Origin of the sequence: Streptomyces tuirus, assembly GCF_014701095.1 — a bacterium.
Classification (GTDB): domain Bacteria; phylum Actinomycetota; class Actinomycetes; order Streptomycetales; family Streptomycetaceae; genus Streptomyces; species Streptomyces tuirus.
Genome location: NZ_AP023439.1, coordinates 3,788,648 through 3,813,980 on the forward strand (window position 1 = coordinate 3,788,648; position 25,333 = coordinate 3,813,980).

Consider the following 25,333-nt stretch of genomic DNA (forward strand, 5'->3'; position numbering starts at 1 on the left):
GCCGAACCTCAGCGAGAGCCGGACCAGGGTTCAGCGGTGCGGTACACGGCGGCGTAAGGCTTCGGGGTGGCCTACTGGGCACGTCCTGGCCCGAGGTCGTGGCTCAGGACATGCGTAAGCCCGGCCGCTCTGTCGAGCTGCCGGGCTTTGTACGCAGATCGCTTGGGTGGTGTTCGGGGGGTTCAGCGCTTCAGGGGCGTGAGATGGTCCGCGTCGGCGTCGGGGTCCTCGTCGGTGCAGTCGGTGCCGGGGGAGGATGCCGTGTCCGCGGGCGAGCGGTGCCGGCAGCGAGGGGTCTTGCCGTGGGCCTCGGCGCGGATGCGCTGCTTCATCGTGGGGGGCAGGGCCCTGGGGGAGGACCAGGGGAACGTCGCCGGTGCCGCCGTCCGCTGCTGCGGGATGCTCGCGCCGTTGCTGTTGCTCTTCTGCTCGGTCTGCGGTACGGCCGCGGCGGCGGTCGTGGTGACGAGTCCGAGCGCCGTGCACAGCGCGACGAATGCGGTGACGATGGCGGTCCACACCTTCATGACCTTGTTCCGGGCCATGGCCCCTCACTTTCGGGTTGGGCGATTTGCGTACTTTCCTCATGATGTGTATGGGGGCCGAGAAGTGGTGGACCTACGCCCGTGGCGCGGCGATGTTCAGATGAACACCACCCGGATGGCCTCAAGGGCGGGCAAAAGCCCAGAAGAGCGGAGGAGAGAGGTCAAAGTAACCGTCCGTCGTGGTGTGATCACCCTCCGATCGGAGCGGTTCACTCCGCTTCTATCCCGGTTACCGGGACGGGAGTTGAGGGCCGACTCAGGTCACCGATCGGTATCGGTCGGTGTGTATAGTCGGGCGCCAGAGGTCCCCTACGTCAAGGAAAGACGAGGTCGCGCGGTGAAGAAGCTTCTCCTGGTCGCACTGGCCGCCATCGGCGGGCTCCTCGTGTACCGCCAGATCCAGGCGGATCGCGCCGAGCAGGATCTGTGGACGGAGGCGACTGACTCCGTGCCCACGGGTTCGTGAGTCACGACAACCCAGACCGAGCACACCCCGGCCGCCTCGCGGTCGGGGTTTTGTGTGCCGAGGCCCGCTCGTGAACCCGGCCGGCCCGGCAGGATGGGCGACGGTGGCACGACTTCGTGGCCGGCGACGGTGAGGGGTGGCGCGTGAGGGGTCGGTGTCGTACGGAACGGCGTCGTACGGCGTGGGGGCGGAGCGCGGGGACGTGGCGCCGCCGTCCGACGATGGCCGTGCGCGTGGGCGCCGCGGCGGTGGTGCTGGGGGCGACCGCGGCCGTGCTGCCGGGACAGGCCGCCGCAGCCGGAGAAGTCGCCGGCACACCGAGCCCGTACGCCTTCGCCGACGACGCACAGAGCGTCGAGGGAGCACGAAGCACCGGAGACGCCGCCCCGCTGAAGCCCGGCGGAACCTACAGGAGCTCCCTGCCGAGCAGCGGCAACGTCAGCTACCGCCTCGACCTCGACGCCGCGTCCAACGCGTACGTCTCCGTCACCGCCGTCCCCTCCCCCGGCAGCACGGTCTCCGTCATCGACGGGATCAAGGTGACCATGCAGGACGCCGAGGGCAACACCTGCTCCGACGACACCGCGAGCTTCGGAGTCGCACGCAGCCCCCACCCCATCGCGGCCTGGGGCAGGCGCGAGGCCGGCAAGCCGCTGTGCCGGAAGGCCGGCGCCTACTTCGTGTCCGTGGAACGCGTCGACCCCGACGGTGAGGGCTCCTCCCCGGACGCCTGGGATCTGGAACTCGTCGCGATGACGGAACCCGGCGAAGCGAAGACCGGGACGACCAGCGCACCCGGGGCGTGGAACTCCGCCACGCCCCAGCCGCTCCAAGGGGAGCCCGAGCGCCGGAAGGGCGGCGCGGGATTCAGCGATGCCACCCCCGTCGACCAGGGCGTCTGGCGGGACGACATCCGGCCCGGCCAGACCCTCTTCTACGAGGTGCCGGTCGACTGGGGGCAGCAGGTGTCCGTCACCGCGGAGCTCGGAAGCTCCGACTCCGGCGGCACCGGCTACACGTCCGGCGCGCTCGACCTGGATCTCTACAACCCCGCGCGCGGTCGCGTCGCCGACGTGGGCGTCGGCTACGACGGGGGCCAAAAGTCCGGGAGCCTGCCGCCCCTGCCACCCGTCGACCACGCCAACCGCTACGCCGCCACCGCACAGGTCAGCGCGCTGCGCTTCGCCGGTTCCCACTACCTCGTCGCCCATCTCTCGCAGGCCGTCGCGGACACCTTCGGGAACGGCCCGTTCGCGATGACCCTGCGCGTCCGGACGAGCGGGCAGCCCCGGAGCGGTCCCGAGTACGCGGGGGAGTCCGTGCCCAAGGGCGTCTTCGAGGTCTCGGACGAGGACCGGGAGGCAGCTGCGGAGGGCGTGGCCGCGGGCGACACCACCGCCATGAGAGCACTCGCCGTGGGCGGCATCGGCACCGGGAGCGCCCTGCTCGTGGGGCTCGGGGTGTGGACAGTCATGGCCAGGCGGCGGACCACGACGTAGAGGGCGGGCACTCCTCGGCCCCTCGCAGGACCCCTCAGACGCGGGTGAGGGCCCAGAAGCCCACCGCGTAGCAGGCCAGCGCGAGAAGCAGCAGCGGCACCGCCACCTTGGCCGGAGGCCCGGCGTGGGAACGCCGCCGTGCCCGGTGCCGTGACGGCGTCTGGCCGACCGATGGGGTCTGCGGGCTCTGGGCGGTGTACGAGGCCGTGGAGGCGTCCGTGCGGTACTGCTCCGCAGAGGCCGTGGAGGCATCCGTGCGGTACTGCTCCGCAGGGGGCAGCGGCGGGCCGGAGTACACCGGCGGGAGTGGCTGGGCGGGGGACAGGCGGTGCGTCGGATCGTGGGGCGAGACGGGCGCCTGCCGATACGGAGCGGGCGCGGCCGGCGCGGGTGCGGGCGTGGGCGACGAGGTGACGGTGGCCTGCGGAGGCGGCAGATGGAAGCTGCCGGTGTCCGACATCGAGGGCAACGGGGTGGGGTCCGGGCCGGTGGCGCGTCGCGGGTCCGTCGGCACCGCCTCGGCGCCCTGCTGCCGGGGCTCGGCGTACTGTCGGGGCTCGGCGCCCTGCTGCCCAGCCTCCGCGTGCTGTCCGCCGGGCACCGAGTGCTCGCCCCCGCCACTTCCCTGCCGGGACCGCTTTTCCACGGTCGCCGAGGAGTCGGGCAGACCCCGCCTCGGGCCCAGCCCCTTCGCTCTCTCCAGCGGCCCTTCGGGGGCGAACCCCTTGGGAAGCGGGCCGAGTTGGTCGAAGATCTCGATCAGCTCGTCGTCCGGCCCCGGTTCCGGCAGGAGCTCCGCGGCGGCGGCGAGGGCCTTGCGCGCCCCCGTGGCCGTACGGAACCGCGCCTCCGGATCCGGCTGGAGCAACATGGCCACCACCTGCCACAGCGGCTCCGGGATGCCCTTGGGCGCACCGGGCGTGCCATGCTCGGCGAAGTACTGGATGAGCGCCTTGCTGTCCGGCTTGGCACCCTCCAGCAGATACAGCGCGACCAGCCCTACCGCGAACAGATCGGCGGGGAAGTCGGGTTCGGCGCCCATCATCTGCTCGGGCGCGAGATAGCCGGGCGTCCCGACGACCAGGTTGGTCTCCGTCAGGCGGGGCTCGCCCAGCCGCATCGCGATGCCGAAGTCGGACAGCCGCAGCCGCGGCCGGCCCGTGCCGGTGGCCTCCAGCAGCACGTTGGCCGGTTTCACGTCACGATGCACGACGTCCTCCGCGTGCACCGCGGCCAGGCCCGCCAGCAGCTGGTCGAGCAGGGTGCAGACGAAGGCCGGCGGAAGGGGACCGTAGTCCCCGACGAGATGGACCAGGGAACCGCCCGCGACCAGATCCATGGTGAACAGGACCTTGTCGTCGTCGGCGGCCCAGCTGGTGGGGGCCAGTACATGGGGGTGGTCGATCCGCAGGGCCTGTTCCCGGACGAAGCGCAGCAGCGAGTGCGCGTCGCTCTGCAGCAGGACCTTGGCGGCCACATAGCGACGGCGGCGGTGGTCCCAGGCGCGCCAGACGGCACCGACCCCTCCGCGCCCGATCGGGTCGACCAGTTCATACCGGCCGGCGAAGACCTCACCCATGGCTGTACGTCGCTCCTCCCCCTGCGGCTTCCCCCCTTGCTTCCCCTCGGCGAGCGCTACGACTCCCCGACGGGTGAAACGACCCCCTGAATCCCTGAATCCCCTGAAATCCCTCGAATCCCTGGGATCCCTTGGACCGCGGGAATCCCCCGAGTCCCCCGACTTCCCGAGTCCCCGACTCCTTCGATGAGCGGTACATCCCCCTCGCGTCGACCGGTCCCCCGTACGGCCACGCCCCCTCGTGCCCGTCCGTCCGCGACGCGTCCCCCGTCACCTCACCCGCAGCCCGCTGCCGAACCCCCTTCGGCGCCGGGCGGTGGGATCAGCTCTGGTGGGACTGGTAGTGCGTGACGGCGTCCGAGGTGCGGCCGGCGCCGTAGACCCGGAGGAACTCCGCCAGTTCCGGATGGGTCGGGGCGAGAGTGTCGGCGGCGTCGATGATGTCGCCCGCCGCCGCGACCGACCGCAGCAGCGACTGGATCTCGCGGACGACCCGCTTGACCGTGGGCGCCCCCGAACTGCTCGTCGTCTGAGTGGTGTTGCTGAGCACCGACCCCCCTTGTGACTTCTTGATCTCCTCCATGCGCTCGGTGGCCTCGGCGGCGCTCACACTGCCGTCCGCGACCTGCCCCGCCAGGTCCTGCAGCAGCTGCACCCGCTGCACGACAGCCGGGTTGCCGATCTTCGCCCGCTGACCGCTCATCAGCTGCGACAGCATCGGTGCGGACAGTCCCAGAACCCCCGCGAGACGAGCCTGGTTGAGACCAAGATCGTCGATGAGCCTACGGAAGAGCGCCCCCAGCGGCTCCCCGTACCAGTTCCGCTGCAGTTCCCGCGCTCTTGCGGTCGCTTCCTGCTGTGCGGCGTCCATTGCGTCTCCCCATCGCTTCCCCATGTACGGCGGTTCGCGGTAGCGAACCACGCCGAGCATCTTACGGAGAGTGGTCGGCGACGGGGACCCCCAATCTTTTTGCGGAACCACGGGGGTGACCCGGTACTCTGGTCTCCGACGCCCGCCGGGACGCGGTTCTCCCGTCGGACGTCCCCTTACGGGGCCTTAGCTCAGTTGGTAGAGCGCTGTCTTTGCATGGCAGATGTCAGGGGTTCGACTCCCCTAGGCTCCACACCGGAAATGCCCTCCGACCTGCGGAAACGCGGTATCGGAGGGCATTTTTCGCGCACCGGCGCGGATGCCGGCGGCCGGTGTTTCACGTGAAACAGCACGGCGGGGCGGGAGACCCTCAAGTCTCCCGCCCCGCCGTGCTGTTGAATCCGGGCGCCCTCAGGAACGGTCGTCGCGCCGCGCGGCCTCGTCCTCGGCCTGCTTGGCCTCGACCTCCGGGTCCAGGACCGACGGGCCCGTGCCGTCCACGGACGACAGATGCCCCGACTCGGGGACCTCCGTCGCCGCCGGCGGCTCCACCAGCCAGTCCGGGTTGGCCTGCTTGTCCCACCACTTCCACGCGGCGAAAGCACCGCCCGCGACCGCGCCCAGGATCACCAGCGTCTTCATGACCTTGCCGGTCTTGGCCCGCCGCTCATGCTTGCGGACCAGCTTCTGGATCTCCTTGGACGTGACCTGGCCGCGCAGCGCGGCCAGGGCGGCCCCACTCCGGGCTGCGGCCTCGGTCGTCACGGGCACGGCCGCGGCCACCGCCTGCTCGATCCTCGGCCTGGAGTACTCCGCCGCCTGGCGGGCGGCCTTGCGGGTGCGTTCGGCGGCTTCCTGGGCAGCCTGGTCGACCTTCGGCGGCACATGCGTGCGGGCCTGCTCCAGATACGGCTGCACATGCGTGCCGTACTGGACGCGCGCCTGCCCTGCGGCCTGCGTCACCTTGGGCGCTAGCCGTACGCGTGCCTCGTGTGCGTAGTGCGCGGCCCTGTCCTTGGCCGTGTCGGCGTAGGGCGCCACCACTTCCGCGGCGTGCAGCACGCTGTCCTTCGCCGAACCAGTCGCGGCGCGCACGCTGTCGATGCGGGTCACGGGTTCCTCCTCCTCGGTGGCGTACGGTATTTCGACTTTCCACCCTTTTACGGATCATGCCTCCTGGCGCACGACCAGGCATGCGCGGAAGGGCATCCGGGTCACGCAAGTCGGCATCCAGAGCCGATCACGTGCAATAGCGGATGAATAGGGGGCAACAGGAGCTTGTCGTCGACAATGCCACGGATCGCCGCCCCGCGCCCCCGCCCCGGGACTACTGGCCTGATTTTCTGCACAGGCCCGCCGAGGGTTTCCCCCCGCCGCACCCAGGCCGGGCGACGCGAGAGCCCGACCGTGCGAGGATCAGGGGGTCACGGAAAGACAACGGAAGGCAGATCGTGGCTGAGCAGCTCTACGCCACCCTGAAGACCAATCACGGCGACATCGAAGTCCGGCTCCTGCCGAACCACGCGCCCAAGACGGTCAAGAACTTCGTCGAGCTCGCCCAGGGCGAGCGGGAGTGGACCCACCCCGAGACGGGCGAGAAGTCCACGGACAAGCTCTACGACGGCACGGTCTTCCACCGGGTGATCAGTGGCTTCATGATCCAGGGCGGAGACCCGCTGGGCAACGGCACCGGCGGCCCCGGCTACCAGTTCGAGGACGAGTTCCACCCGGATCTGCGCTTCGACAAGCCCTACCTGCTGGCCATGGCCAACGCCGGCCCCGGCACCAACGGCTCCCAGTTCTTCGTCACCGTCTCCCCGACGGCGTGGCTGAACCGCAAGCACACCATCTTCGGCGAGGTCACCGACGCGGCCAGCCAGAAGGTCGTCGACACCATCGCCACCACACAGACCAACCCGCGCACCGACCGGCCGCTGAACGACGTGGTCATCGAGTCGGTCGTCATCGAAACCCGCTGAGTGCGACGGCTCCCGCAGGGAACCAATCGCCCCGCTCATCCGTAAGGATGAGCGGGGCGGGCTTTTCTCACACGACCAAGGGGAGACCATGGACGACCAGGCTGCGGGCAGCCCACAGGACGCCCACAGCGTCCCCATGTGCTACCGCCACCCCGACCGCGAGACAGGCATCCGCTGCACCCGCTGCGAACGCCCGATCTGCCCCGAGTGCATGGTCAACGCCTCCGTCGGCTTCCAATGCCCCGAATGCGTCCGCACCGGTTCCGGCACGGGCCACTCGCCCACCGCCGCCATGCCCCGCACGATCGCGGGCGGCTCCATCGCCGCCGACCCCCGGCTGCTCACCAAGATCCTCATCGGGATCAACCTGGCCGTGTTCATCGCCGTCCAGGTCCACGAGCCCCTGCTCATCGACATCGTCCTGCGCGGCGCCTGGCCGCCGGCCCCCTTCACCCCCACACAGGGCGTGGCGGGAGGCGAGTGGTACCGCATGGTGACCTCGATGTTCACCCACCAGGAGATCTGGCACATCGCGTTCAACATGCTCAGCCTGTGGTGGCTCGGCGGCCCGCTCGAAGCAGCCCTCGGACGCGCCCGCTACCTCGCCCTCTACCTCATCTCCGGCCTCGCGGGCAGCGCACTCGCCTACCTCCTGGCGTCCCCGAGCACGGCCACCCTGGGCGCCTCCGGCGCGATCTTCGGCCTGTTCGGCGCCACGGCCGTCCTGATGCGCCGGCTCAACTACGACATGCGCCCGATCATCGCGCTGCTGGTGATCAACCTGATCTTCACCTTCAGCCCCGGATTCAACATCTCCTGGCAGGCCCACATCGGAGGCCTGGTCGCCGGTGTCGTCATCGGATACGCCATGGTCCACGCCCCGCGGGAGCGCCGCGCACTGGTCCAGTACGGCACCTGCGCCCTGGTCCTGGGCGTGGTCGTGCTCATGACCGTCCTGAGGACGGCGCAGCTCGCCTGACCAGGTGTTGTCCACAGCGGGTGCCGGATCTTGTGCACACGGTGCGGGAACACATGTGCCCCCTGTCACCGACCCGCGTTTCCGCAGGTGAGGCAGGGGGCGAACACGTTTTCGAGTGCCGGTACTTCCGTCATACCGGCGTCAACGTCCAACTGGTTATCCACAGATCGTCTTCATTATCCCCATGTGGAAAACCGCTGTGGATAACTCAACGAACACCCCTGGGCAGAGCTGCGTTCACCGTGCGGTGACCGCTACTTCCACTGGGTCGATACACCGAATCCGGCGGCGATGAAGCCGAAGCCCACCACGATGTTCCAGTTGCCCAGCGAGTCGATGGGCAGGGATCCGTCGGTGACGTAGAAGACGACGATCCAGGCCAGGCCGATGAGGAACATGGCCAGCATGACCGGCGCGACCCAGGCACGGTTGCTCAGCTTGATGGCGGTCGTCTGCTTGGCAGGCGGCGGCGTGTAGTCGGCCTTCTTGCGGATACGTGACTTCGGCACGAGGGTCTCTCCTGTCGATGCGCTGCGTGGCCGCGCAGGTATCTGGGTCGGTCTCGGGGCAGCGTGAGGGGACTCCGATTGCTCCCCCGGGCGTCCGTTAGCGTAGTGCTTCCGCCGCGCCGAAGGAGATAAGGGTACGTTGAGCAATTCTGCCGACTCCCCCGGGACGGGATCCACCCCTGAGCGCGCGCGCCGTTTCCGCCCGGTGCGTATCCTCACGGCGGCCGTGTTCGCTCTCGCGGGGCTCATCTTCTTCACCAGCTTCGACACCGCCAAGGGCACCAACATCCGGACGGACAGTTCGCTGCTGAAGCTGTCCGACCTGATCCATGAGCGCAGCCGGGAGAACGGCGAGCTGGACGAGACCAACGGCACGCTGCGGCAGGACATAGAGGCTCTCGCCGAGCGTGACGACGGCAGCACCAAGGCGGAGGACGACAAGCTCACGGCGCTGGAGAAGCGTGCGGGTACGCAGAGGCTCAAGGGCGACTCGCTCACGGTCACGCTCAATGACGCGCCGCCGGACGCCACCGCCAAGCTGCCCGGCTACCCCGAGCCGCAGCCCGACTACCTGGTCATCCACCAGCAGGACCTCCAGGCCGTGGTGAACGCGATGTGGCAGGGCGGGGCCAAGGGGATCAAGGTGATGGACCAGCGGCTGATCTCCACCAGTGCCGTGCGCTGCGTGGGCAACACCCTGATTCTCCAGGGCCGCGTCTACTCACCGCCGTACAAGATCACGGCGGTCGGTGACCCGGACAAGCTGCAGAAGGCGCTCGCGGCCTCCCCGGCGATCCAGAACTACATGGTCTACGTCAATGTCTACGGGCTCGGCTGGAAGGTCGAGGAGAACGGACCGGTGACTCTGCCGGGCTACTCGGGCACAGTGGATCTGCATTACGCGAAGCCTGTGGAGCAGTAGCCGGACCGGGGGAGCTGCCGGTGCGCGTGATCGTCAGGACCGTCAGCGAGCTGTGTATCACCGTCGGCAGCCTGATCGTGCTGTTCGTCGTCTATGTGCTGTTCTGGACCGGTGTGAAGGCCGACGGTGTCATGGACGACCAGATCAAGCTGCTCCGGAAGGAGTGGTCCAGGCCTCGTCCGCCGGCCGGTGGCTCCCCTGTGGGGCCCGCGAAGCCCGCGCCCTACGCCAAGGGCAGGCCTTTCGCGATCATGTACATCCCGCGGCTTGGTTTCACGTGGAACAAGCCCGTGCTCGAAGGCACCGCCACCGGCACGCTGAAGAAGGGCCTCGGCCACTACGGCGAGACCGCTCAGCTCGGGCAGAGGGGGAACTTCGCGGTCGCCGGCCATCGCCGCACCTATGGGGATCCGTTCAAGGACTTCCCCGAGCTCAGGCGGGGTGACGCGGTGGTGCTGACGGACGGCGTGACCTGGTTCACGTATCGGATCGACAAAGGACCGTACAAAACAGTGCCCTCGGACATCGAGGTGATCGACCCTGTCCCACGTACATCCGGGTATACGCGTTCGGGCCGTTATCTGACGCTGACCACGTGCGAACCGGAGTGGGGACACAGTCACCGTCTGATCGTCTGGGCGCACCTGGACTCCACCCAGCCCGTGGAGGCCGGGAAACCGGAGGCGCTGCGCCGTTAGTCTGGTGGCTGTACGGCGTGGGTCTGGTGCCGTGGTACGAGGGAAGGGACGGCATGTACGGCTGGATCTGGCGGCATCTGCCGGGGAACACGTGGGCGAAGGCAGTGATCTCGCTTGTCCTGGTCGTGGCCGTGGTCTACGTCCTCTTCCAGTACGTCTTCCCGTGGGCGGAACCGCTGCTGCCCTTCAACGATGTGACGGTGGACAACCAGTGAGCGCGCGCATTCTCGTCGTCGACAACTACGACAGCTTTGTCTTCAATCTGGTCCAGTACCTCTATCAGCTCGGTGCCGAGTGTGAGGTTCTGCGCAACGACGAGGTGTCGACGGCGCATGCCCAGGACGGTTTCGACGGGGTTCTGCTCTCTCCGGGGCCCGGTACGCCCGAGCAGGCCGGTGTGTGCGTCGACATGGTCCGGCACTGTGCCGGTACGGGTGTCCCGGTCTTCGGTGTCTGTCTCGGCATGCAGTCGATGCAGGTGGCGTACGGCGGTGTGGTGGATCGTGCGCCCGAGCTGCTGCACGGCAAGACCTCGCTGGTCGAGCACGGCGGTGGTGGTGTCTTCGCGGGCCTGCCCTCCCCGTTCACGGCGACGCGTTACCACTCGCTGGCGGCGGAGCCCGCCACGGTTCCGGCGGAGCTGGAGGTCACCGCGCGCACGCACGACGGCATCGTGATGGGCCTGAGGCACCGCGAACTTCCGGTGGAGGGTGTGCAGTTCCACCCGGAGTCGGTGCTGACCGAGCACGGGCACCGGATGCTGGCCAACTGGCTGGTGGAGTGCGGCGACCAGGGTGCGGTGGCGAGGTCGGCCGGGCTCGCCCCGGTGGTGGGCAGGGCCTCGGCGTGACCGCCCTGCGCCCCGAGCGCGAGTCCGACACCTCGTACGGGCAGCAGTCGTACGGGGCGCGGGGTGCGTTCGAGGAGTGGTCGGGCGGGGAGACGTACGGTGTGTCCCCGCAGTCGCAGTCGCAGCAGCCGTACGCGTCGTATCAACCCGTTCCGGAGGAGGCGTATCTGCCGCCTGCCGACGAGGAGACGGTGGCGTTGCGGATACCGGATCCGCCGCCGGGGTCCGGCGACTCCGCATCGGGTTCTGCGGGCTCTTCCGCCTCGCGGCAGGGTGCACCCACCCATGGAGGGCGCGCGGCCCGCAGGAAGGCCGCCAAGCGCCGTCATGGACGTCATGGTGGCGGGTCGGAGACCCCGTCGGCTGCTCATGCCGGGCGGGGCACCGGTACAGGGGGTACGTCGCGGGCGCCGTTGTCGCGGGTCGAGGCGCGGCGGCAGGCGCGGGCGCGCAAGCCCGGGGCGGCGGTCGTGGCGAGCCGGGCGATCGGAGAGGTGTTCATCACCACCGGCGTGCTGATGCTGTTGTTCGTCACGTACCAGTTGTGGTGGACGAACGTCCGGGCGCATGCCCAGGCCGGCCGGGAGGCGAGCAGTCTTCAGAACGACTGGGCGAGCGGCAAGCGCAATCCCGGGGCGTTCGAACCGGGGCAGGGGTTCGCGATCCTGCACATTCCGAAGCTGGACGTGGCGGTTCCGATCGCGGAGGGCACCAGCAGCAAGGGCGTGCTGGACCGGGGCATGGTCGGTCATTACGCCGAGGGTGCGCTGAAGACGGCGATGCCCGGCGACAAGAGCGGGAACTTCGGGCTCGCGGGTCACCGCAACACGCACGGAGAACCGTTCCGGTACATCAACAAGCTTGCTCCGGGCGACCCGATCGTCGTGGAGACGCAGGGGGAGTACTTCGTCTACAAGATGGCGTCGATCCTGCCGGTGACGTCGCCGAGCAATACGAGCGTGCTCAATCCGGTGCCCACGGGTTCCGGGTTCACCAAGCCCGGCCGCTACATCACGCTGACCACGTGCACGCCGGAGTTCACCAGCAAGTACCGGATGATCGTCTGGGGCAAGATGGTCGAGGAACGGCCGCGCAGCAAGGGCAAGCCGGATGCGCTCGTCAGTTAAGGGCAGATGACCAGTGGCAGCGACCACCGACACCGACCACGAGAAGTACACCGGCGGGGGGTCCCGGCCGCCTGCGGCACGTCGCAGGCCCGGCCCGATCGCCATGGCGGTCAGTTTCTTCGGGGAACTCCTCATCACCGCGGGCCTGGTCCTCGGGCTGTTCGTCGCCTACTCGTTGTGGTGGACGAACGTGGTCGCCGACCGTGCGGCCGGCAAGCAGGCCGACAAGGTCCGTGAGGACTGGGCGCACGGCCGGGGCGGCCCCGGTGCGCTGGACACCAAGAACGGCATCGGTTTCCTGCACGTGCCCGCGATGAGTGGCAGCGAGGTCCTGGTCGAGAAGGGCACGTCGAACAAGATCCTCAACGACGGTGTGGCCGGCTACTACACCGACCCCGTCAAGGCGACCCTGCCGATGTCGGGCAAGGACGGCAACTTCTCCCTCGCCGCCCACCGCGACGGCCACGGGGCGAAGTTCCACAACATCGACAAGATCAAGAAGGGCGACCCGATCGTCTTCGAGACGAAGGACAAGTGGTTCGTCTACAAGGTCTACGGCATCCTCCCCGAGACCTCGAAGTTCAACGTCAAGGTCCTCTCCAAGGTCCCGGAGGAGTCCGGCAGGAAGAAGCCGGGCCGCTACATCACCCTGACGACCTGCACGCCGGTGTACACGAGCACGTACCGGTATGTCGTGTGGGGCGAGCTGGAGCGGGTGGAGAAGGTGGACGAGGATCGGACACCGCCGAAGGAACTGGGCTGATCGCCTTCTTCGGGGGCATCGGGCCGCTAGCATGACGGAGGCCCGAAGCCGCAACTTTCTCTTGCGACTTCGGGCCTTTTCGACGTTCGAGCCGCTACTCCAGGGCGCTCAGGGGCGTCCCGCCGCTCCATTCCTCGAGCAGCCCGCGGTGGACGGCGGTGATGCCGCTTTCCCTGGCGATGTTGAGGGCGTCGCGGGTGAAGGCGCATGTCGCCACGAACAGGGCCACCTCGGAGTCGTGCAGGACCTTGGCGGCGCCGAGGAACTTCTGGACTTCGGGGCTGGTGATGGAGAGGTGGGGAGCGAACCTCTTGCACTGGACGACGAGGCGCCGGCCGTCGGCCGTGAGCGCGGTGATGTCGATGCCCCGGTCCCTTCCGCCGCCTTGCACGATCACGTCGGTGCAGCCGTCGCGGCGGAGCAACTCGGCGACGTGTTCTTCGAACTCGCGCCCGATCATGGCGTCCATCGCGGCCATCACTCCGGCGAAGGGGCGGTTCTCCCGGGGGCTTTCCAGTCGCTGTAGCCGGGCGTGGTGTTGCCGGAGCCGCTTCTCGATGCGCTGGATGCCTGCCCGGAGGGCGATGAGCTCTCGCCGGTGCTCGCTCGAGGTTTCGATCAGGGCGTTGAACATGGGGACGACGGTTGTCCCCAGGACGTGGGTGATGCGCTGGTCGATGCGGGCGTCGAGGGAGGCGGCGTCCATCGGGGCAGGGTTTTCCACAGGCTGTGTGCGTGCCAGGTACTCCGTGTCGAGGAGGTACACACGCACCTGACGTGCGACTTCGCTGTCTCGGAGCAGCATGGCGATGTTGAGGACGGCGCGCCGGGGGAAGAGGGCCAGGGATCGGGTGCGTGACTGGATTCCACTGAGGTTCTTGAAGGACCTCAGTTCCTCGCCGGTCAGCAGTCGGTAGCCGCTGGCCTCCAGCTCGGTTCGGTGGTCCTTGACGAGCGACTTGATGGCTTCGAGACCAACGTCGAAGTACGACGCCACCATCGCGGTCGTCACATGCATCCCGTCCGGCAGCAGGGACAGTGCCTTGACCTTGTCGAGTACGTCGGTGCGGTCGAGCACGCTGCCGCGCAGGGTCGGCGATTCCAGCAAGGCCGTTTCGTTGATCACGTTCTGCCCTTCTCGGCTCGTGTGGCCGGGGCGGGTTGCGATTCCCCACCCCACCCGGTGAACGAGTCGGGACATATGAAGACACGATCGACGGGCGCACACGCTTGCGGGTCTGCCGTCTGCCGTCTGCCGTGCACGGCAGAGCCCCCAGCCCTGTGGGGCCGGGGGCTCTGGGGTGTGTCGGTGTGGTGCGGGCGGGGTCAGTCGTCCTTGTTGCTGCCGCTGAGGCCGCCGAAGATGCCGCCGTTGCCGTTGCCGCCGTTGTTGTTGCCGCCTCCGACACCCACGGTCTGGAGGGTGATCGTCGTGGCCGCCGGGTCGTCGACCTCCTGGTTCGGACCCGGGTTCTGGCCGGCGACGAGGGCGTTGTCGCTCTGGTCGCTGCCGCCCGCGAACTGGATGTTGGTGAAGCCCTGCTGCGCGAGGGTCTGCTTGGCCTGGCCGACGGTCTGGCCGACGACCTGCGGGACCTTGACCTTCTGCTGCTGCTTCTTCTTGCCGATCTGGATGTTGACCGACGAGTTGGGGTCGACCGACGTGCCGGCCTGCGGGGTGGTCTGGATGACCTTGCCGACCTGGTTGTCGTCGTCGGTCTCCACCTCGGTGCAGTTGCCGACCAGTTCGCTGGCCTGCATCTGCTGCTTGGCGGCGTCACAGCTCTGGCCGAGCACGTCCGGGACGGTGGACTTCTCCGCCTCCTTGGCGACGGTCAGGGTGATCGTGGAGCCCTTCTCCTGCTCCGTGTCGCCCTTGGGGTCCTGGTCGGTGACCACGCCGGGGGTGCGGTCGGACTCCTCGGTCTTCTGCTCGACCTTGAAGCCCTTGTCGTCGAGTTGGGCCGCGGCCTTCTCGTAGGTCAGGCCCGTGACGTCCGGCACGGTCACCTTGGGCGCGCCGGTCGACACGACCAGGGAGATGGTGTCGCCCTTGTTGACCTCGACCCCGGGCTCCGGGTTCTGCTTGCAGATGTTGCCCTTGATCTGGTCGTCGCAGGGCTTTTTGGTGGTGCTCAGCTTGAGATCGCTGTTCTTCGCCAGTTGCTGGGCGTCGGCCAGCTTCTCGCCGACGAAGGTGGGCGCCGGGAGCGTGTCGTTGCTCGCGCCTCCGTCGCCGCTGAACGCCCATCGTCCGATCAGGATCGCTCCGACGAGGACGAGGATGCCCGCGACGACGAGCAGGATCGTGGAGGTGTTGGACTTGCGCTGCTGGCCGCGGCGCCGGTCGGGGCGGTCGTCGTAGCCGTAGCCGCCGTCGTCCGGGTTCATCGGGGGCAGCATGGAGGTGGCGCCGGCGCCGGAGTCGGCGCGCAGGGCCGTCGTCGGCTGGTCGTCGGGGTAGCCGCCGTAGCCGACGGCGCCCAGGGCGGCGGTGGCGGCGACGGGCTGGCCGTCGAGGCAGGCCTCGATGTCGGCGCGCATCTCGTCGGCGGACTGGTAGCGGTAGTCCGGGTCCTTGACGAGGGCCTTCAGCACGATCGCGTCCATCTCGGGCGTGATCTCGGGGTCGAAGACGCTCGGGGACTGCGGTTCCTCGCGGACGTGCTGGTAGGCCACGGCCACCGGGGAGTCGCCGACGAACGGCGGGCGGACGGTGAGCAGCTCGTAGAGCAGACAGCCGGTGGAGTACAGGTCGGACCGGGCGTCGACCTGCTCGCCCTTGGCCTGCTCCGGTGAGAGGTACTGGGCGGTGCCGATGACCGCGGAGGTCTGGGTCATGGTCATGCCGGAGTCGCCCATGGCGCGGGCGATGCCGAAGTCCATGACCTTGACCTGGCCGTTGCGGGTCAGCATGACGTTCGCGGGCTTGATGTCGCGGTGGACGATGCCGGCGCGGTGGGAGTACTCGAGGGCCTGGAGGATGCCGATGGTCATCTCCATGGCACGCTCCGGCAGGAGCTTGCGGCCGGAGTGCAGCAGTTCACGCAGTGTCGAGCCGTCCACGTACTCCATGACGATGTACGGGATCGACACGTTGTCGATGTAGTCCTCGCCCGTGTCGTAGACCGCGACGATCGCGGGATGGTTGAGCGAGGCGGCCGACTGGGCCTCCCGGCGGAACCGGGCCTGGAAGGAAGGGTCACGCGCGAGATCCGCGCGCAGCGTCTTCACCGCCACGGTGCGGCCGAGGCGGGTGTCATGCGCGAGGTAGACCTCCGCCATGCCACCACGCCCGAGCACCTGGCCCAGTTCGTACCGGCCGCCGAGGCGACGCGGCTCTTCCATAGCTACCTACCAGCCCTCTCCGTCGGTCCCGACCGGCACGCTTGTACGGTCGGAGGCTGCCGTCCGGGCCTACCGTACCCGGCTCGCTTTGTGTGACCTGGCCAAGCCCGTCAGCCGATACAGGACCGGTATCGCAACGTGCACCGATGTGAAGCAGGCGTGAGCGGGGTCACTTCTTGCTTTCGATGACCGCCTCCATCACGTTCCTCGCGATCGGGGCCGCGAGGCCGCCACCGGAGATGTCGTCACGGACGGCGTTGTCGTCCTCGACGACGACCGCCACGGCGACCGGCGAGCTGCCGTCCTCGCCCTTGGCGTATGAGATGAACCACGCGTAGGGGTTCTCGCTGTTGTCGACGCCGTGCTGGGCGGTACCGGTCTTGCCGCCCACCGTGACGCCGCCGATCTTGGCGTTGGAGCCGGTGCCCTTGTCGACGACCGTCTCCATCATCGACTGGAGGATCTGGGCGTTCTCCGCCGACAGCGGCTGGCTCAGCTCCTCGGGGTCGGTCTTCTCGATCGGGTCGACGCCGGACGACTGGAGCTCGTCCACCATGTAGGGCTTCATGAGCTTGCCGTCGTTGGCGACGGCGGAGGCGACCATGGCCATCTGCAGCGGGGTCGCGGCGGTGTTGTACTGGCCGATGGACGACAGGGCGGTCTGCGAGGGGTTCATGTCGTCGGAGAAGACCGAGGCGTTGGCGCGGACGGGCGTGAACTGCTCCTCGTCGAAGCCGAACTTCTTGGTCATGTCCAGCATCTTGTCGTTGCCGAGGTCGGCGCCGATCTTGCCGAAGACGGTGTTGCAGGAGTACTGGAGGGCCACCCGCAGTGTCGCGTTCTTGCAGGGGATGTTGCCTTCGTTGGGCAGCTTGGTGTTGGTGCCCGTCATGGTCCACGGGTCCGGGGAGTCCGTCTTGGCGTCGGCGGACGTGTAGAGCCCGTCCTCGAGGGCCGCAGCCGCGGTGACCACCTTGAAGGTGGAGCCGGGCGGGTAGGTCTCGCGCAGCGCCCGGTTGAGCATGGGGTCGTCCGGGTTGTTCTTCTTCTGCAGCTTCTGCCAGGCCTTGCTGTCCGTCGTGGTGGAGTTCCCGGCGAAGGACGACGGGTCGTACGACGGGTAGGAGGCCAGTGCCAGGATCTTGCCCGTGGAGGGCTCCAGGGCGACGACGGCGCCCTTGCCGCCCTGCTTCTCCAGGCCGTTGTAAGCGGCCTTCTGGGCGGCGGTGTTCAGGGTGGTGACGACGTTGCCGCCCTGCTGCTTCTTGCCGGTGAGCATGTCGAGGGTGTTGCGGAAGAACAGCCGGTCGTCGTTGCCGGTGAGGATGCCGTCCTCGAGGTTCTCCAGCTGTGTGGCGCCGAAGGCCTGTGAGGCGTAGCCGGTGACCGGGGCCCACATGGGGCCGTCCTTGTAGGTGCGCTTGAACTTGAAGTCGCTGCCCGGTGACTCGGCGGAGCCGGTGATCGGCTTGCCGTCGACGATGATGTCGCCGCGGGGTGAGGCGTAGCGCTCGATGGTGACGCGGCGGTTGTTCTTGTCGGTGCGCAGTTCGTCGGCCTGGACGTACTGGATCCAGTTGTCACGGATCAGCAGGGCCAGTACGAGCAGGCCGCAGAAGATCGCGATCCGGCGCAGGGGCTTGTTCATGACGGGCGGACCACCTGGGTCATCTCGGCGTCGGGGTTGGCGGCGGGGGCGGGGGCCGGGCGGCGGGCCGTGTCGCTGATCCTCAGCAGGATGCCGATGAGCGCCCAGTTGGCGATCACGGAGGAGCCGCCGTACGCCACGAACGGCAGTGTCATACCGGTCAGCGGGATGAGGCCCATCACGCCGCCGGCCACGACGAAGACCTGGAGGGCGAAGGCGCCGGACAGGCCGATGGCCAGCAGCTTGCCGAACGGGTCGCGGGCCGCGAGGGCGGTGCGCACGCCCCGTTCGACGATCAGGCCGTAGAGCAGCATGATCGCCATGACGCCGGCCAGGCCGAGTTCCTCGCCGAAGGTGGCGAGGATGAAGTCGGAGTTGGCGGCGAAGCCGATGAGGTCGGAGTTGCCCTGTCCGAGGCCGGTGCCGAGGGTGCCGCCGGAGCCGAAGGCCCACAGGGCCTGCATGGCCTGCTCGGAGTGGACGATGCCGTCCTGGATGCCTGAGCGGGAGAGTTTGAACTCGCGCGCCGGGTCGAGCCAGGCCTGGACTCGCGTCTGGATGTGCGGTTCGAAGCTCGCCACGCCGACGGCGCCGACCGCGGACATCAGCAGACCGAAGACGATCCAGCTGGTCCGCTCGGTGGCGACGTACAGCATGATGACGAACATCCCGAAGAACAGCAGGGACGTACCGAGGTCGGTCTCGAAGACCAGGATGAGGATCGAGATGACCCAGACGACGAGGATGGGTCCGAGGTCGCGGCCGCGCGGCAGGTACAGGCCCATGAAGCGGCGGCTGGCGAGGGCCAGGGCGTCTCTTTTGACCATGAGGTAGCCGGCGAAGAACACCGCGAGGACGATCTTCGCGAACTCACCGGGCTGGAGCGTGCCGAGGCCGGGGATCTTGATCCAGATCTTGGCGCCGTAGATGTTCGCGCCGAGTCCGGGCACGAGCGGCAGGATCAGCAGGAACAGCGCGCCGGCCATGGAGATGTACGTGTAGCGCTGCAGGACGCGGTGGTCCTTGAGGAAGACCAGCACGACCGCCAGCAGGGCGACGCCCATCGCCGAGTACAGCAGCTGCCGCGGTGCGGCGTCGGCGTAGTTGTTCAGTTTCTCGGACTGGTCCAGGCGCCAGATGACCACCAGACCGAGCCCGTTGAGCAGGGTGGCCAGCGGCAGCATCAGGGGGTCGGCGTACGGCGCGAACTTCCGGACGACGAGATGCCCGACGCCCGCGAGCAGGCCGAGTCCGAGCCCGTAGCTCAGCAGGCCCGGCGGCACCGAGTCGTGAAGCGCCAGGCCGACGTTGGCGTAGGCGAACACCGGGATGACGACGGCGAACACCAGCAGCGCGAGCTCGGTGTTGCGCCGGCTCGGCGCGCCGATGGCGCCGATCGTGGACGTGTGGTTCGTCGGCGAGTGCGACGTATTCGTACCGCTCATCGTGTGACAGGGCCTCTCACGGCTACTGCTTACCGCACAGCGAGACGACCTTCTGCTCTTCCTCCGAGAGGCTGGGGCCGGGGCTGGGAGTGGGTGCGGTCGTGGTCGGGGGCGTGGACTTCTCCGGGGCCGACGGTGAACCCGACGGGCTGGACGGGTTCGGCGTCGGTGTGGCCTTGGACGTGAAGGAGGCGGGAGTGGTTCCCGTGGTGCCCCCGGCCTCGCCTTCGCCGGTCTTGGAGTTGTTCTTGCTCTCGGCGTCGCGCCGCTGCGCCTCCTTCTTGCACGCGGAGGCCTGCACCGACAGTTCCTGGATCTTCGCCTGGGCGTTCTTCAGTCCGCCCTCGGGGATGGTCGCCTCGACCAGCTTCTGCTGGTAGGGCGGCAGGTACTTGAGTTCGATCTCGGGGTGGTCCTTCTCGACCTTCGAGAGCGAGACCCAGGCCAGGTCCTGGCTGATGCCCCGGTACAGCGCGACGTGCTCGTCCTCGGTGCCGACGTAGTACTGCGTCTGCGTCCAGCGGTATCCGCCGTAGAGGCCGCCGCCGATGACGGCCAGCGCGAGGGCGCCGTAGAGGGATCTCTTCAGCCACCGGCCCTTCTTGCGGGGCTTGGTGAAGTCGTCGTCGCCGTAGTCGAAGCCGCCCGCGGGGATGTAGCCGGTGGTGTCGCCGGATCCGGGCGGGCCGAACTCGCCGCCTCCGCCGCTGCGGCCGTGCCCTGGGCGGCCGAGCCCGGAGGCGCGGCCGGCGGGGGTCTGCATGATGCCGTTGTCGTGCTGCTGGTGCTGGTTCTCGGCGACGGCGCCGACGACGACGGGGGTGTCGGACAGCTGCCCGGCGAGGGTGTCGCCGGTGTCGAGGTCGAGGACGTCGGCGATGATGACCGTGATGTTGTCCGGGCCGCCGCCGCGCAGCGCCAGCTCGATGAGGTTCTGGACGGTCTCCTGGGGGCCCTGGTAGCTGGCGAGGGTGTCCTCCAGGGTCTGGTGGGACACCACGCCGGACAGGCCGTCGGAGCAGATCAGGTAGCGGTCGCCGGCGCGGACCTCGCGGATGGACAGGTCCGGCTCGACGTGGTCGCCGGATCCGAGGGCGCGCATCAGCAGCGAGCGCTGCGGGTGTGTGGTCGCCTCTTCCTCGGTGATCCGGCCCTCGTCGACGAGGCGCTGCACCCAGGTGTGGTCCTGGGTGATCTGGGTGAGGACGCCGTCGCGGAGCAGGTAGGCGCGTGAGTCGCCGACGTGCACCAGGCCGAGGCGCTGACCCGTCCACAGCAGGGCGGTCAGGGTGGTGCCCATGCCCTCGAGCTGGGGGTCGTCCTCGACCATCGAGCGCAGCTGGTCGTTGGCGCGCTGTACGGCCGTGCCGAGCGAGGTGAGGACGTCGGAGCCGGGGACGTCGTCGTCGAGGGCGACGATGGTGGAGATGGCCTCGGAGGAGGCGACCTCTCCGGCCGCCGCGCCGCCCATGCCGTCGGCGATGGCGAGCAGGCGGGGGCCGGCGTAACCGGAGTCCTCGTTGCCCTCCCGGATCATGCCCTTGTGCGATCCGGCCGCGAAGCGCAGTGACAGACTCATGCGCACCTCGCCTGTCGGCTCCGGGTACAGCCGGTCGTGTCGAGCCACACTGCCCACCCTCCGGTCGGGAGCGCGCGGGGGGCCGGGGTGGGGCCCGCCACTGCGTGCTCGCTCCGCTCGCGCCTATCCATGATGTAGCACTACTTCCGCAGCTCGATGACGGTCTTGCCGATGCGGATCGGCGCGCCCAGTGCAATCGGTGTGGGAGTCGTCAGCCGGGACCGGTCCAGGTATGTGCCGTTGGTGGAGCCGAGGTCCTCGACGATCCACTGGCCGTCGCGGTCCGGGTAGATCCTGGCATGGCGGCTGGAGGCGTAGTCGTCGTCCAGCACGATCGTCGAGTCGTGTGCCCGGCCCAGGGTGATGGTCTGGCCCTGGAGCGCGACCGTGGTGCCGGTGAGGGTGCCCTCGGTCACGACCAGCTTGGTGGGGGCGTTACGGCCGCGCCGGCCTCCGGCGGGCTGCTGGCGCTGCTGCGGCGGCGCCTGGCGGGCGGCGGCCTGCTGCTGCCTGCCCGCCTCGCGGCGCGAACCGCGCTGAGTGACACGCGTACCGAACAGGTCGCTGCGGATGACCTGCACGGCCACGATCACGAACAGCCACAGTACGGCCAGGAAACCCAGCCGCATGACCGTGAGGGTCAGCTCTGACATTGCCCCCGCTTCACCCTTCGGCTTGCCGGTAAATGATGGTGGTGCTGCCCACGACGATCCGCGAGCCGTCGCGGAGCGTAGCGCGGGTGGTGTGCTGCCCGTCCACCACGATGCCGTTGGTGGATCCGAGATCCTGGATCGTCGAGGGCGTTCCGGTCCGGATCTCGCAGTGCCGGCGGGAGACGCCGGGGTCGTCGATCCGCACGTCGGCGTCGGTGCTGCGGCCCATGACGAGCGTGGCGCGGGAGATCTGGTGGCGGGTGCCGTTGATCTCGATCCAGTGGCGGGTGCGTCCGCCGGCGGCCGGGGGCCGCTGGCCGCTCGCGGCGGGCGGGTAGCCGTAGCCGCCGGGGCGGCCGCCGGGCGGCGGCGCGGACGGCATGGGCGGGGCGCCGGAGGGTGCCGCGGCGGGCGGGTAGCCGTAGCCGCCGGGGCGTCCGCCCTGCGGGGCGGCGGGCGCGCCGCCTCCCGGGCCGCCCTGCTGGCTGCTGGAGGAGGCGAGCGTGCGGCTGCGGACCCGGTACAGGCCGGTGTCGAGGTCGTCCGCCTTCTCCAGGTGCACCTTGATCGGGCCCATGAAGGTGTAGCGCTGCTGCTTGGCGTAGTCGCGGACCATGCCGGCGAGCTCGTCGCCGAGCTGGCCGGAGTAGGGGCTGAGCCGCTCGAAGTCGGGGGTGCTCAGCTCGACGATGAAGTCGTTGGGCACGACCGTCCGGTCGCGGTTCCAGATGGTGGCGTTGTTGTCGCACTCGCGCTGGAGCGCTCCGGCGATCTCCACGGGCTGGACCTCGGACTTGAACACCTTGGCGAAGGTGCCGTTGACCAGACCTTCGAGACGTTGCTCGAACTTCTTCAGGACTCCCATGGGGCACCTCCTCCTTGGCTGCCGTCCTGTGTACTGCCCTGCGGGCCGCTTGCCGGGTTCTGCTGGTACTGCTTACTGATCGTATCCACGCGCCGGTCGATCGGCTGGTTCCCCCTGTCAGCGCGGCCGACGGGTGTCGACGCATGACGAAGTTCCCTGTGGAGCTCCTCTTCGAACTCCTCCGGTGGTACTGCTGCGCGTGACCGCCTCCGGTATGCCTGCATGGATCGTAGAGGCGGCCGAAGACCAGTGTCCCGCACCTGACTGTGGACCCCGACCCCCTCCTGCGGAGACGGCGGGTACCGGTACGAGGTTGATACGTGAACCGGTACGGGTTGATACGTGGCAGGGACATCGAAGGTTCGGTGGAGGGTCTGCCTGCGGGGACAAGGGATGTGAACCCACCCCCTCCAGCGTGCTAATGTTCTGGGTGTCGGAAGGCGCCGGCCCCAAGGGACAGACGCCCAGGACACACCCAATGCGCGGGTGGCGGAATAGGCAGACGCGCTGGATTCAGGTTCCAGTGCCCGCAAGGGCGTGGGGGTTCAACTCCCCCCTCGCGCACAACGGGAGCACCGACGAAAGTGCTCCAGCTGCACCGACGGTATGGGCGGCATCGCGATGGCGATGCCGCCCATTCCTGTTTCTGTGGTGTGAGGTCTGTCTCTGGGCAGGGTGAGGCGGACCGTCGGTGGTCCGCGTTCGTCTGTGGATCCTGCTTGAGCAGCTCTCGGGGCGCGCTCTCTGTGAGGAAGGTCTCAGCGCTGGGTGATGTGGCCCTTGGGGGCCCACGTGCCCAGGGGCCTGGTCCTGCGGCGTCGGGCGGGCCGTCGGCGGGGCCGCTCGCCGCCTAGGGCGCTGGCGTCGGCCAAGAGGCGAGTTTGCGGCGGTTGGCGTGGGCGAGCTGGAAGGCCAGAAGGAGGGTCTGGGCCGCGATGCCGCGGATGCGGCGGGTGCCGGCGTCTTCGAGGCGTTCCTGGAGGCGGTCCTTGGCCCTGGCCGCCGGAGCAACAGCGGCAGCGGCGTCATCCCGCTCGGCTGGGGCCATGCCGGTGTCGCCGCAGTGGCCGAGCGGGAGGCGTACAACCGGACCGGGGGCCCGCTGCCGTCGGGGCTGCTGCACGCGCCGTTCTTCACCGCGGCGGCCGCGACGCCCGAGCGCACCGCCGTCGTCACCCCGGGCCGCACCCTCAGCTACGGAGAACTCGCCGCCCGGGCCGGTGGCATCGCCCGTCGTCTCACCGGCCTCGACGTCCGTCCCAACGACCTGGTCGCCGTGGTGATGGAGAAGGGCTGGGAACAGTGCGCGGCCGTCCTCGGCATCCTCGCCGCCGGCGCCGCGTACCTGCCCATCGACCCCGAACTGCCCGACGAGCGCGTCCGGCTCCTGCTCGAACACGGACAGGCCCGCGCGGTCCTCACCCAGGGCCGGGTCGCACAGGGCAGGGAGGACCGCTTCGACGGAGTGCAGGCCGTGTTCCGGGTCGATGAACTCCCTCTGGAGGAGGACGCGGCCGACGCGAACCGAAGCTGCTCGAACTGCTCATGCCGACCATCCGTGCGGACTTCTCGGTCGTCGAGACGTACGCGCACCGGCCCGAGCCCCCGCTCCGGTGCCCCGTCGTGGCCTTCGCGGGGACGCAGGACCGGGAAGTGCCGCCCGAGCTGATGGCCTCCTGGCACGAGCAGACGACGGGCGGTGTCACTCGCCACGTTCTGCCCGGCGACCACTTTTTCCTGCACGGCGAGCGGACCGCGCTCCTGGCCACGGTCAGCGCGGCGTCAGCGGTCGTGGGGCGCCTGACCGACCCGATGAACCCGACCGGACGAAAGGACCAGTAATGGACACGACCGAGGCCTGTGGCCTGATGCTTCCCCGCTGCTGCGCCCACCTGATGTCTTGGGACGGCGGTCCGCGTCTGCGCACGGGGCACGGCTACGAGGTGTGGCTGCTGTCCTGGGTGCCCGGTCAGGGCACCGGGCTGCACGACCACGGGAGCTCCTCCGGGGTGCTGACCGTGCTGGAGGGCACCCTGACCGAGCGGACGCTCAAAGGAAGGCGCGTGCTGGGTACGGGCGCGCAGCGGGTGTTCGCGCCGGGGTGTGTGCATCAAGTCGTCAACGACGCGCTGGAGCCGGCGGTGAGCCTGCACGTCTACTGCCCGGGCCTGACGGAGATGCCGACGCACACCACCCCGCCGGCGAGGCGCGCACGCAGCCGTGCCCGGTGACTGCCTGGCACTCGGCCGGACCCGCCTCCAGGAGTCGCCCCCGCGGCCGTCCGTGACTTCGGTGTTCCCGGAGGTCAGCGCTCAGGTGCAGGAGCCAACGGAAAGCCCGGTGAGCAGATGACCGCCCCAGTTATGCTGCCCTGTCTTGTCAGGCCAGGGAGGATCGGCACCATGAGTGGTACCCCGTTACCGTTTCCCGAGCGGATCGAGCTCGCAGGGGAAGGTCTCGTACTGCGCGACTGGACGGAGGCGGACCTGGCCGCGATGCCGGAGTTGTTCGACCATCCCGACATCGCGTACTGGACGCCGATCGTCTCACCCTTCGACGAAGCGGTCGCTCGCGCACGGCTGAACAAGGACCGGCAGATGCGGGCGGAGGGCACGACCATCCTGCTCGCCATCACCGTTGACGGCCGCACGCCGCTCGGCGAGGTGATGTTGCGGCGCGCCCCCGAGGGTGCGGAGATCGGCTACGTGGTCGGCCCGGCGCACCGCGGCCAGGGGCTGGCCGCACGGGCGGTCCGGGTGATGGCCGAGTATGCCTTCGATCAGCTGGGCGTGGGACAAGTGGTCCTGGAGCTGGAGGCCGAGAACGCCGCGAGCGTCGCCGTGGCCACCAAGGCGGGCTTCGGACTCCTCGACGTGCCGCTGATCCGGGGGGAGGAGAAGGGACGGCCCTATGCCCTGCAGACGTGGGGCCTGCGGCGCGCTTTGTGACGCTGTTCGGGCTGATGCTCCGCCGGTGGGACAAGGACCCGCGGCTCGAATGAGAGGTCC

Annotated in this window: 25 protein-coding genes, 2 tRNA genes and 1 pseudogene; 16 read left to right on the forward strand and 12 right to left on the reverse strand. The window is 69.1% G+C overall.

Going from position 1 to position 25,333, the window contains the following annotated elements; all coding sequences use genetic code 11:
- Positions 1 to 182: 182 nt before the first annotated feature.
- Entirely contained in the window at positions 183 to 545 is a 363-nt protein-coding gene (locus tag IGS69_RS17380; RefSeq protein ID WP_190900813.1) for a DUF6344 domain-containing protein, read from the reverse strand.
- 337 nt (positions 546 to 882) lie between these two features.
- On the opposite strand from IGS69_RS17380, the gene IGS69_RS34645 reads away from it, so the two are divergent.
- A complete protein-coding gene (locus IGS69_RS34645; protein WP_003999697.1) occupies positions 883 to 1,011 on the forward strand; it encodes a DLW-39 family protein in 129 nt (42 codons plus the stop codon).
- 221 nt (positions 1,012 to 1,232) lie between these two features.
- Positions 1,233 to 2,510, forward strand: coding sequence for a hypothetical protein (locus tag IGS69_RS17390; RefSeq protein WP_232543552.1), 1,278 nt, complete (start codon positions 1,233 to 1,235; stop codon positions 2,508 to 2,510).
- A gap of 34 nt (positions 2,511 to 2,544) precedes the next feature.
- Here the strand turns inward: IGS69_RS17390 and IGS69_RS17395 are convergent, their stop codons facing one another.
- Entirely contained in the window at positions 2,545 to 4,089 is a 1,545-nt protein-coding gene (locus IGS69_RS17395; RefSeq protein WP_190900817.1) for a serine/threonine-protein kinase, read from the reverse strand.
- A gap of 322 nt (positions 4,090 to 4,411) precedes the next feature.
- A complete protein-coding gene (locus tag IGS69_RS17400; RefSeq protein WP_190900819.1) occupies positions 4,412 to 4,960 on the reverse strand; it encodes a helix-turn-helix domain-containing protein in 549 nt (182 codons plus the stop codon).
- Positions 4,961 to 5,140: 180 nt separating this feature from the next.
- Between IGS69_RS17400 and IGS69_RS17405 the strand changes: the two genes are divergently transcribed.
- A tRNA-Ala gene (locus tag IGS69_RS17405) sits at positions 5,141 to 5,213 on the forward strand.
- Between the two features lie 158 nt (positions 5,214 to 5,371).
- On the opposite strand, the gene IGS69_RS17410 is transcribed toward IGS69_RS17405, so the two are convergent.
- Entirely contained in the window at positions 5,372 to 6,073 is a 702-nt protein-coding gene (locus IGS69_RS17410) for a DUF5324 family protein (protein WP_190900821.1), read from the reverse strand.
- A 338-nt stretch (positions 6,074 to 6,411) separates the two neighbouring features.
- On the opposite strand from IGS69_RS17410, the gene IGS69_RS17415 reads away from it, so the two are divergent.
- On the forward strand, positions 6,412 to 6,939 hold the full coding sequence (locus tag IGS69_RS17415; protein WP_097217938.1) for a peptidylprolyl isomerase: 528 nt from the start codon (positions 6,412 to 6,414) through the stop codon (positions 6,937 to 6,939).
- Between the two features lie 88 nt (positions 6,940 to 7,027).
- A complete protein-coding gene (locus IGS69_RS17420) occupies positions 7,028 to 7,918 on the forward strand; it encodes a rhomboid family intramembrane serine protease (protein WP_190900823.1) in 891 nt (296 codons plus the stop codon).
- Positions 7,919 to 8,172: 254 nt separating this feature from the next.
- On the opposite strand, the gene crgA is transcribed toward IGS69_RS17420, so the two are convergent.
- Positions 8,173 to 8,427 (reverse strand): cell division protein CrgA, encoded by a 255-nt coding sequence (crgA, locus tag IGS69_RS17425; RefSeq protein WP_030846986.1) that lies wholly within the window; start codon positions 8,425 to 8,427, stop codon positions 8,173 to 8,175.
- 139 nt (positions 8,428 to 8,566) lie between these two features.
- Here crgA and IGS69_RS17430 point away from each other — a divergent pair, with 139 nt between their 5' ends.
- From IGS69_RS17430 to IGS69_RS17455, 6 genes are read left to right on the forward strand one after another with little or no spacing between them, the layout of a single operon-like run.
- On the forward strand, positions 8,567 to 9,349 hold the full coding sequence (locus IGS69_RS17430) for a DUF881 domain-containing protein (protein WP_190900825.1): 783 nt from the start codon (positions 8,567 to 8,569) through the stop codon (positions 9,347 to 9,349).
- 20 nt (positions 9,350 to 9,369) lie between these two features.
- Entirely contained in the window at positions 9,370 to 10,047 is a 678-nt protein-coding gene (locus IGS69_RS17435; protein WP_190900827.1) for a class E sortase, read from the forward strand.
- 17 nt (positions 10,048 to 10,064) lie between these two features.
- Positions 10,065 to 10,262: a hypothetical protein gene (locus IGS69_RS17440; RefSeq protein ID WP_190904777.1), complete on the forward strand. Its 198-nt coding sequence runs from the start codon at positions 10,065 to 10,067 to the stop codon at positions 10,260 to 10,262.
- Positions 10,259 to 10,897 carry an aminodeoxychorismate/anthranilate synthase component II gene (locus IGS69_RS17445; protein WP_031105357.1) on the forward strand — a complete coding sequence of 213 codons (639 nt, stop codon included), beginning with the start codon at positions 10,259 to 10,261 and terminating at the stop codon, positions 10,895 to 10,897. The genes IGS69_RS17440 and IGS69_RS17445 overlap by 4 nt, the downstream gene beginning before the upstream one ends.
- Positions 10,894 to 12,024 (forward strand): class E sortase, encoded by a 1,131-nt coding sequence (locus IGS69_RS17450; RefSeq protein WP_190900828.1) that lies wholly within the window; start codon positions 10,894 to 10,896, stop codon positions 12,022 to 12,024. Before IGS69_RS17445 ends, IGS69_RS17450 begins: the two co-directional genes overlap by 4 nt.
- A 13-nt stretch (positions 12,025 to 12,037) precedes the next feature.
- Positions 12,038 to 12,787 carry a class E sortase gene (locus IGS69_RS17455; RefSeq protein WP_190900830.1) on the forward strand — a complete coding sequence of 250 codons (750 nt, stop codon included), beginning with the start codon at positions 12,038 to 12,040 and terminating at the stop codon, positions 12,785 to 12,787.
- Between the two features lie 94 nt (positions 12,788 to 12,881).
- Here IGS69_RS17455 and IGS69_RS17460 read toward each other — a convergent pair whose 3' ends face one another.
- The 7 genes from IGS69_RS17460 to IGS69_RS17490 all read right to left on the reverse strand — a co-directional run bounded on the left by IGS69_RS17460 (position 12,882) and on the right by IGS69_RS17490 (position 22,325).
- Entirely contained in the window at positions 12,882 to 13,913 is a 1,032-nt protein-coding gene (locus IGS69_RS17460) for a restriction endonuclease (protein ID WP_190900832.1), read from the reverse strand.
- Between the two features lie 200 nt (positions 13,914 to 14,113).
- Entirely contained in the window at positions 14,114 to 16,135 is a 2,022-nt protein-coding gene (gene pknB, locus IGS69_RS17465) for a Stk1 family PASTA domain-containing Ser/Thr kinase (protein WP_190900834.1), read from the reverse strand.
- A gap of 169 nt (positions 16,136 to 16,304) precedes the next feature.
- Positions 16,305 to 17,783, reverse strand: coding sequence for a penicillin-binding transpeptidase domain-containing protein (locus IGS69_RS17470; protein ID WP_190900836.1), 1,479 nt, complete (start codon positions 17,781 to 17,783; stop codon positions 16,305 to 16,307).
- Positions 17,780 to 19,228, reverse strand: a complete 1,449-nt coding sequence (locus tag IGS69_RS17475) for an FtsW/RodA/SpoVE family cell cycle protein (RefSeq protein WP_190900838.1) — start codon at positions 19,226 to 19,228, stop codon at positions 17,780 to 17,782. The genes IGS69_RS17470 and IGS69_RS17475 overlap by 4 nt, the downstream gene beginning before the upstream one ends.
- A 22-nt stretch (positions 19,229 to 19,250) precedes the next feature.
- Positions 19,251 to 20,807: a Stp1/IreP family PP2C-type Ser/Thr phosphatase gene (locus IGS69_RS17480; RefSeq protein WP_190900840.1), complete on the reverse strand. Its 1,557-nt coding sequence runs from the start codon at positions 20,805 to 20,807 to the stop codon at positions 19,251 to 19,253.
- A gap of 140 nt (positions 20,808 to 20,947) precedes the next feature.
- Positions 20,948 to 21,460: an FHA domain-containing protein FhaB/FipA gene (locus IGS69_RS17485; RefSeq protein WP_033309926.1), complete on the reverse strand. Its 513-nt coding sequence runs from the start codon at positions 21,458 to 21,460 to the stop codon at positions 20,948 to 20,950.
- Between the two features lie 10 nt (positions 21,461 to 21,470).
- Positions 21,471 to 22,325, reverse strand: a complete 855-nt coding sequence (locus tag IGS69_RS17490; RefSeq protein ID WP_190900842.1) for an FhaA domain-containing protein — start codon at positions 22,323 to 22,325, stop codon at positions 21,471 to 21,473.
- A gap of 480 nt (positions 22,326 to 22,805) precedes the next feature.
- Here IGS69_RS17490 and IGS69_RS17495 point away from each other — a divergent pair.
- The 5 genes and pseudogenes from IGS69_RS17495 (at position 22,806) to IGS69_RS17515 (ending at position 25,273) form a co-directional block, all read left to right on the forward strand.
- Positions 22,806 to 22,889, forward strand: a tRNA-Leu gene (locus IGS69_RS17495).
- A gap of 331 nt (positions 22,890 to 23,220) precedes the next feature.
- Positions 23,221 to 23,994, forward strand: coding sequence for an AMP-binding protein (locus IGS69_RS17500; RefSeq protein WP_198427723.1), 774 nt, complete (start codon positions 23,221 to 23,223; stop codon positions 23,992 to 23,994).
- On the forward strand, positions 23,880 to 24,167 hold the full coding sequence (locus tag IGS69_RS34375) for a thioesterase II family protein (protein WP_232543770.1): 288 nt from the start codon (positions 23,880 to 23,882) through the stop codon (positions 24,165 to 24,167). Before IGS69_RS17500 ends, IGS69_RS34375 begins: the two co-directional genes overlap by 115 nt.
- A 74-nt stretch (positions 24,168 to 24,241) precedes the next feature.
- Positions 24,242 to 24,556 (forward strand): annotated as a pseudogene (locus IGS69_RS17510) (cysteine dioxygenase); the annotation flags it as partial.
- Positions 24,557 to 24,727: 171 nt separating this feature from the next.
- Entirely contained in the window at positions 24,728 to 25,273 is a 546-nt protein-coding gene (locus IGS69_RS17515) for a GNAT family N-acetyltransferase (protein ID WP_190900846.1), read from the forward strand.
- Positions 25,274 to 25,333 lie beyond the last annotated feature (60 nt).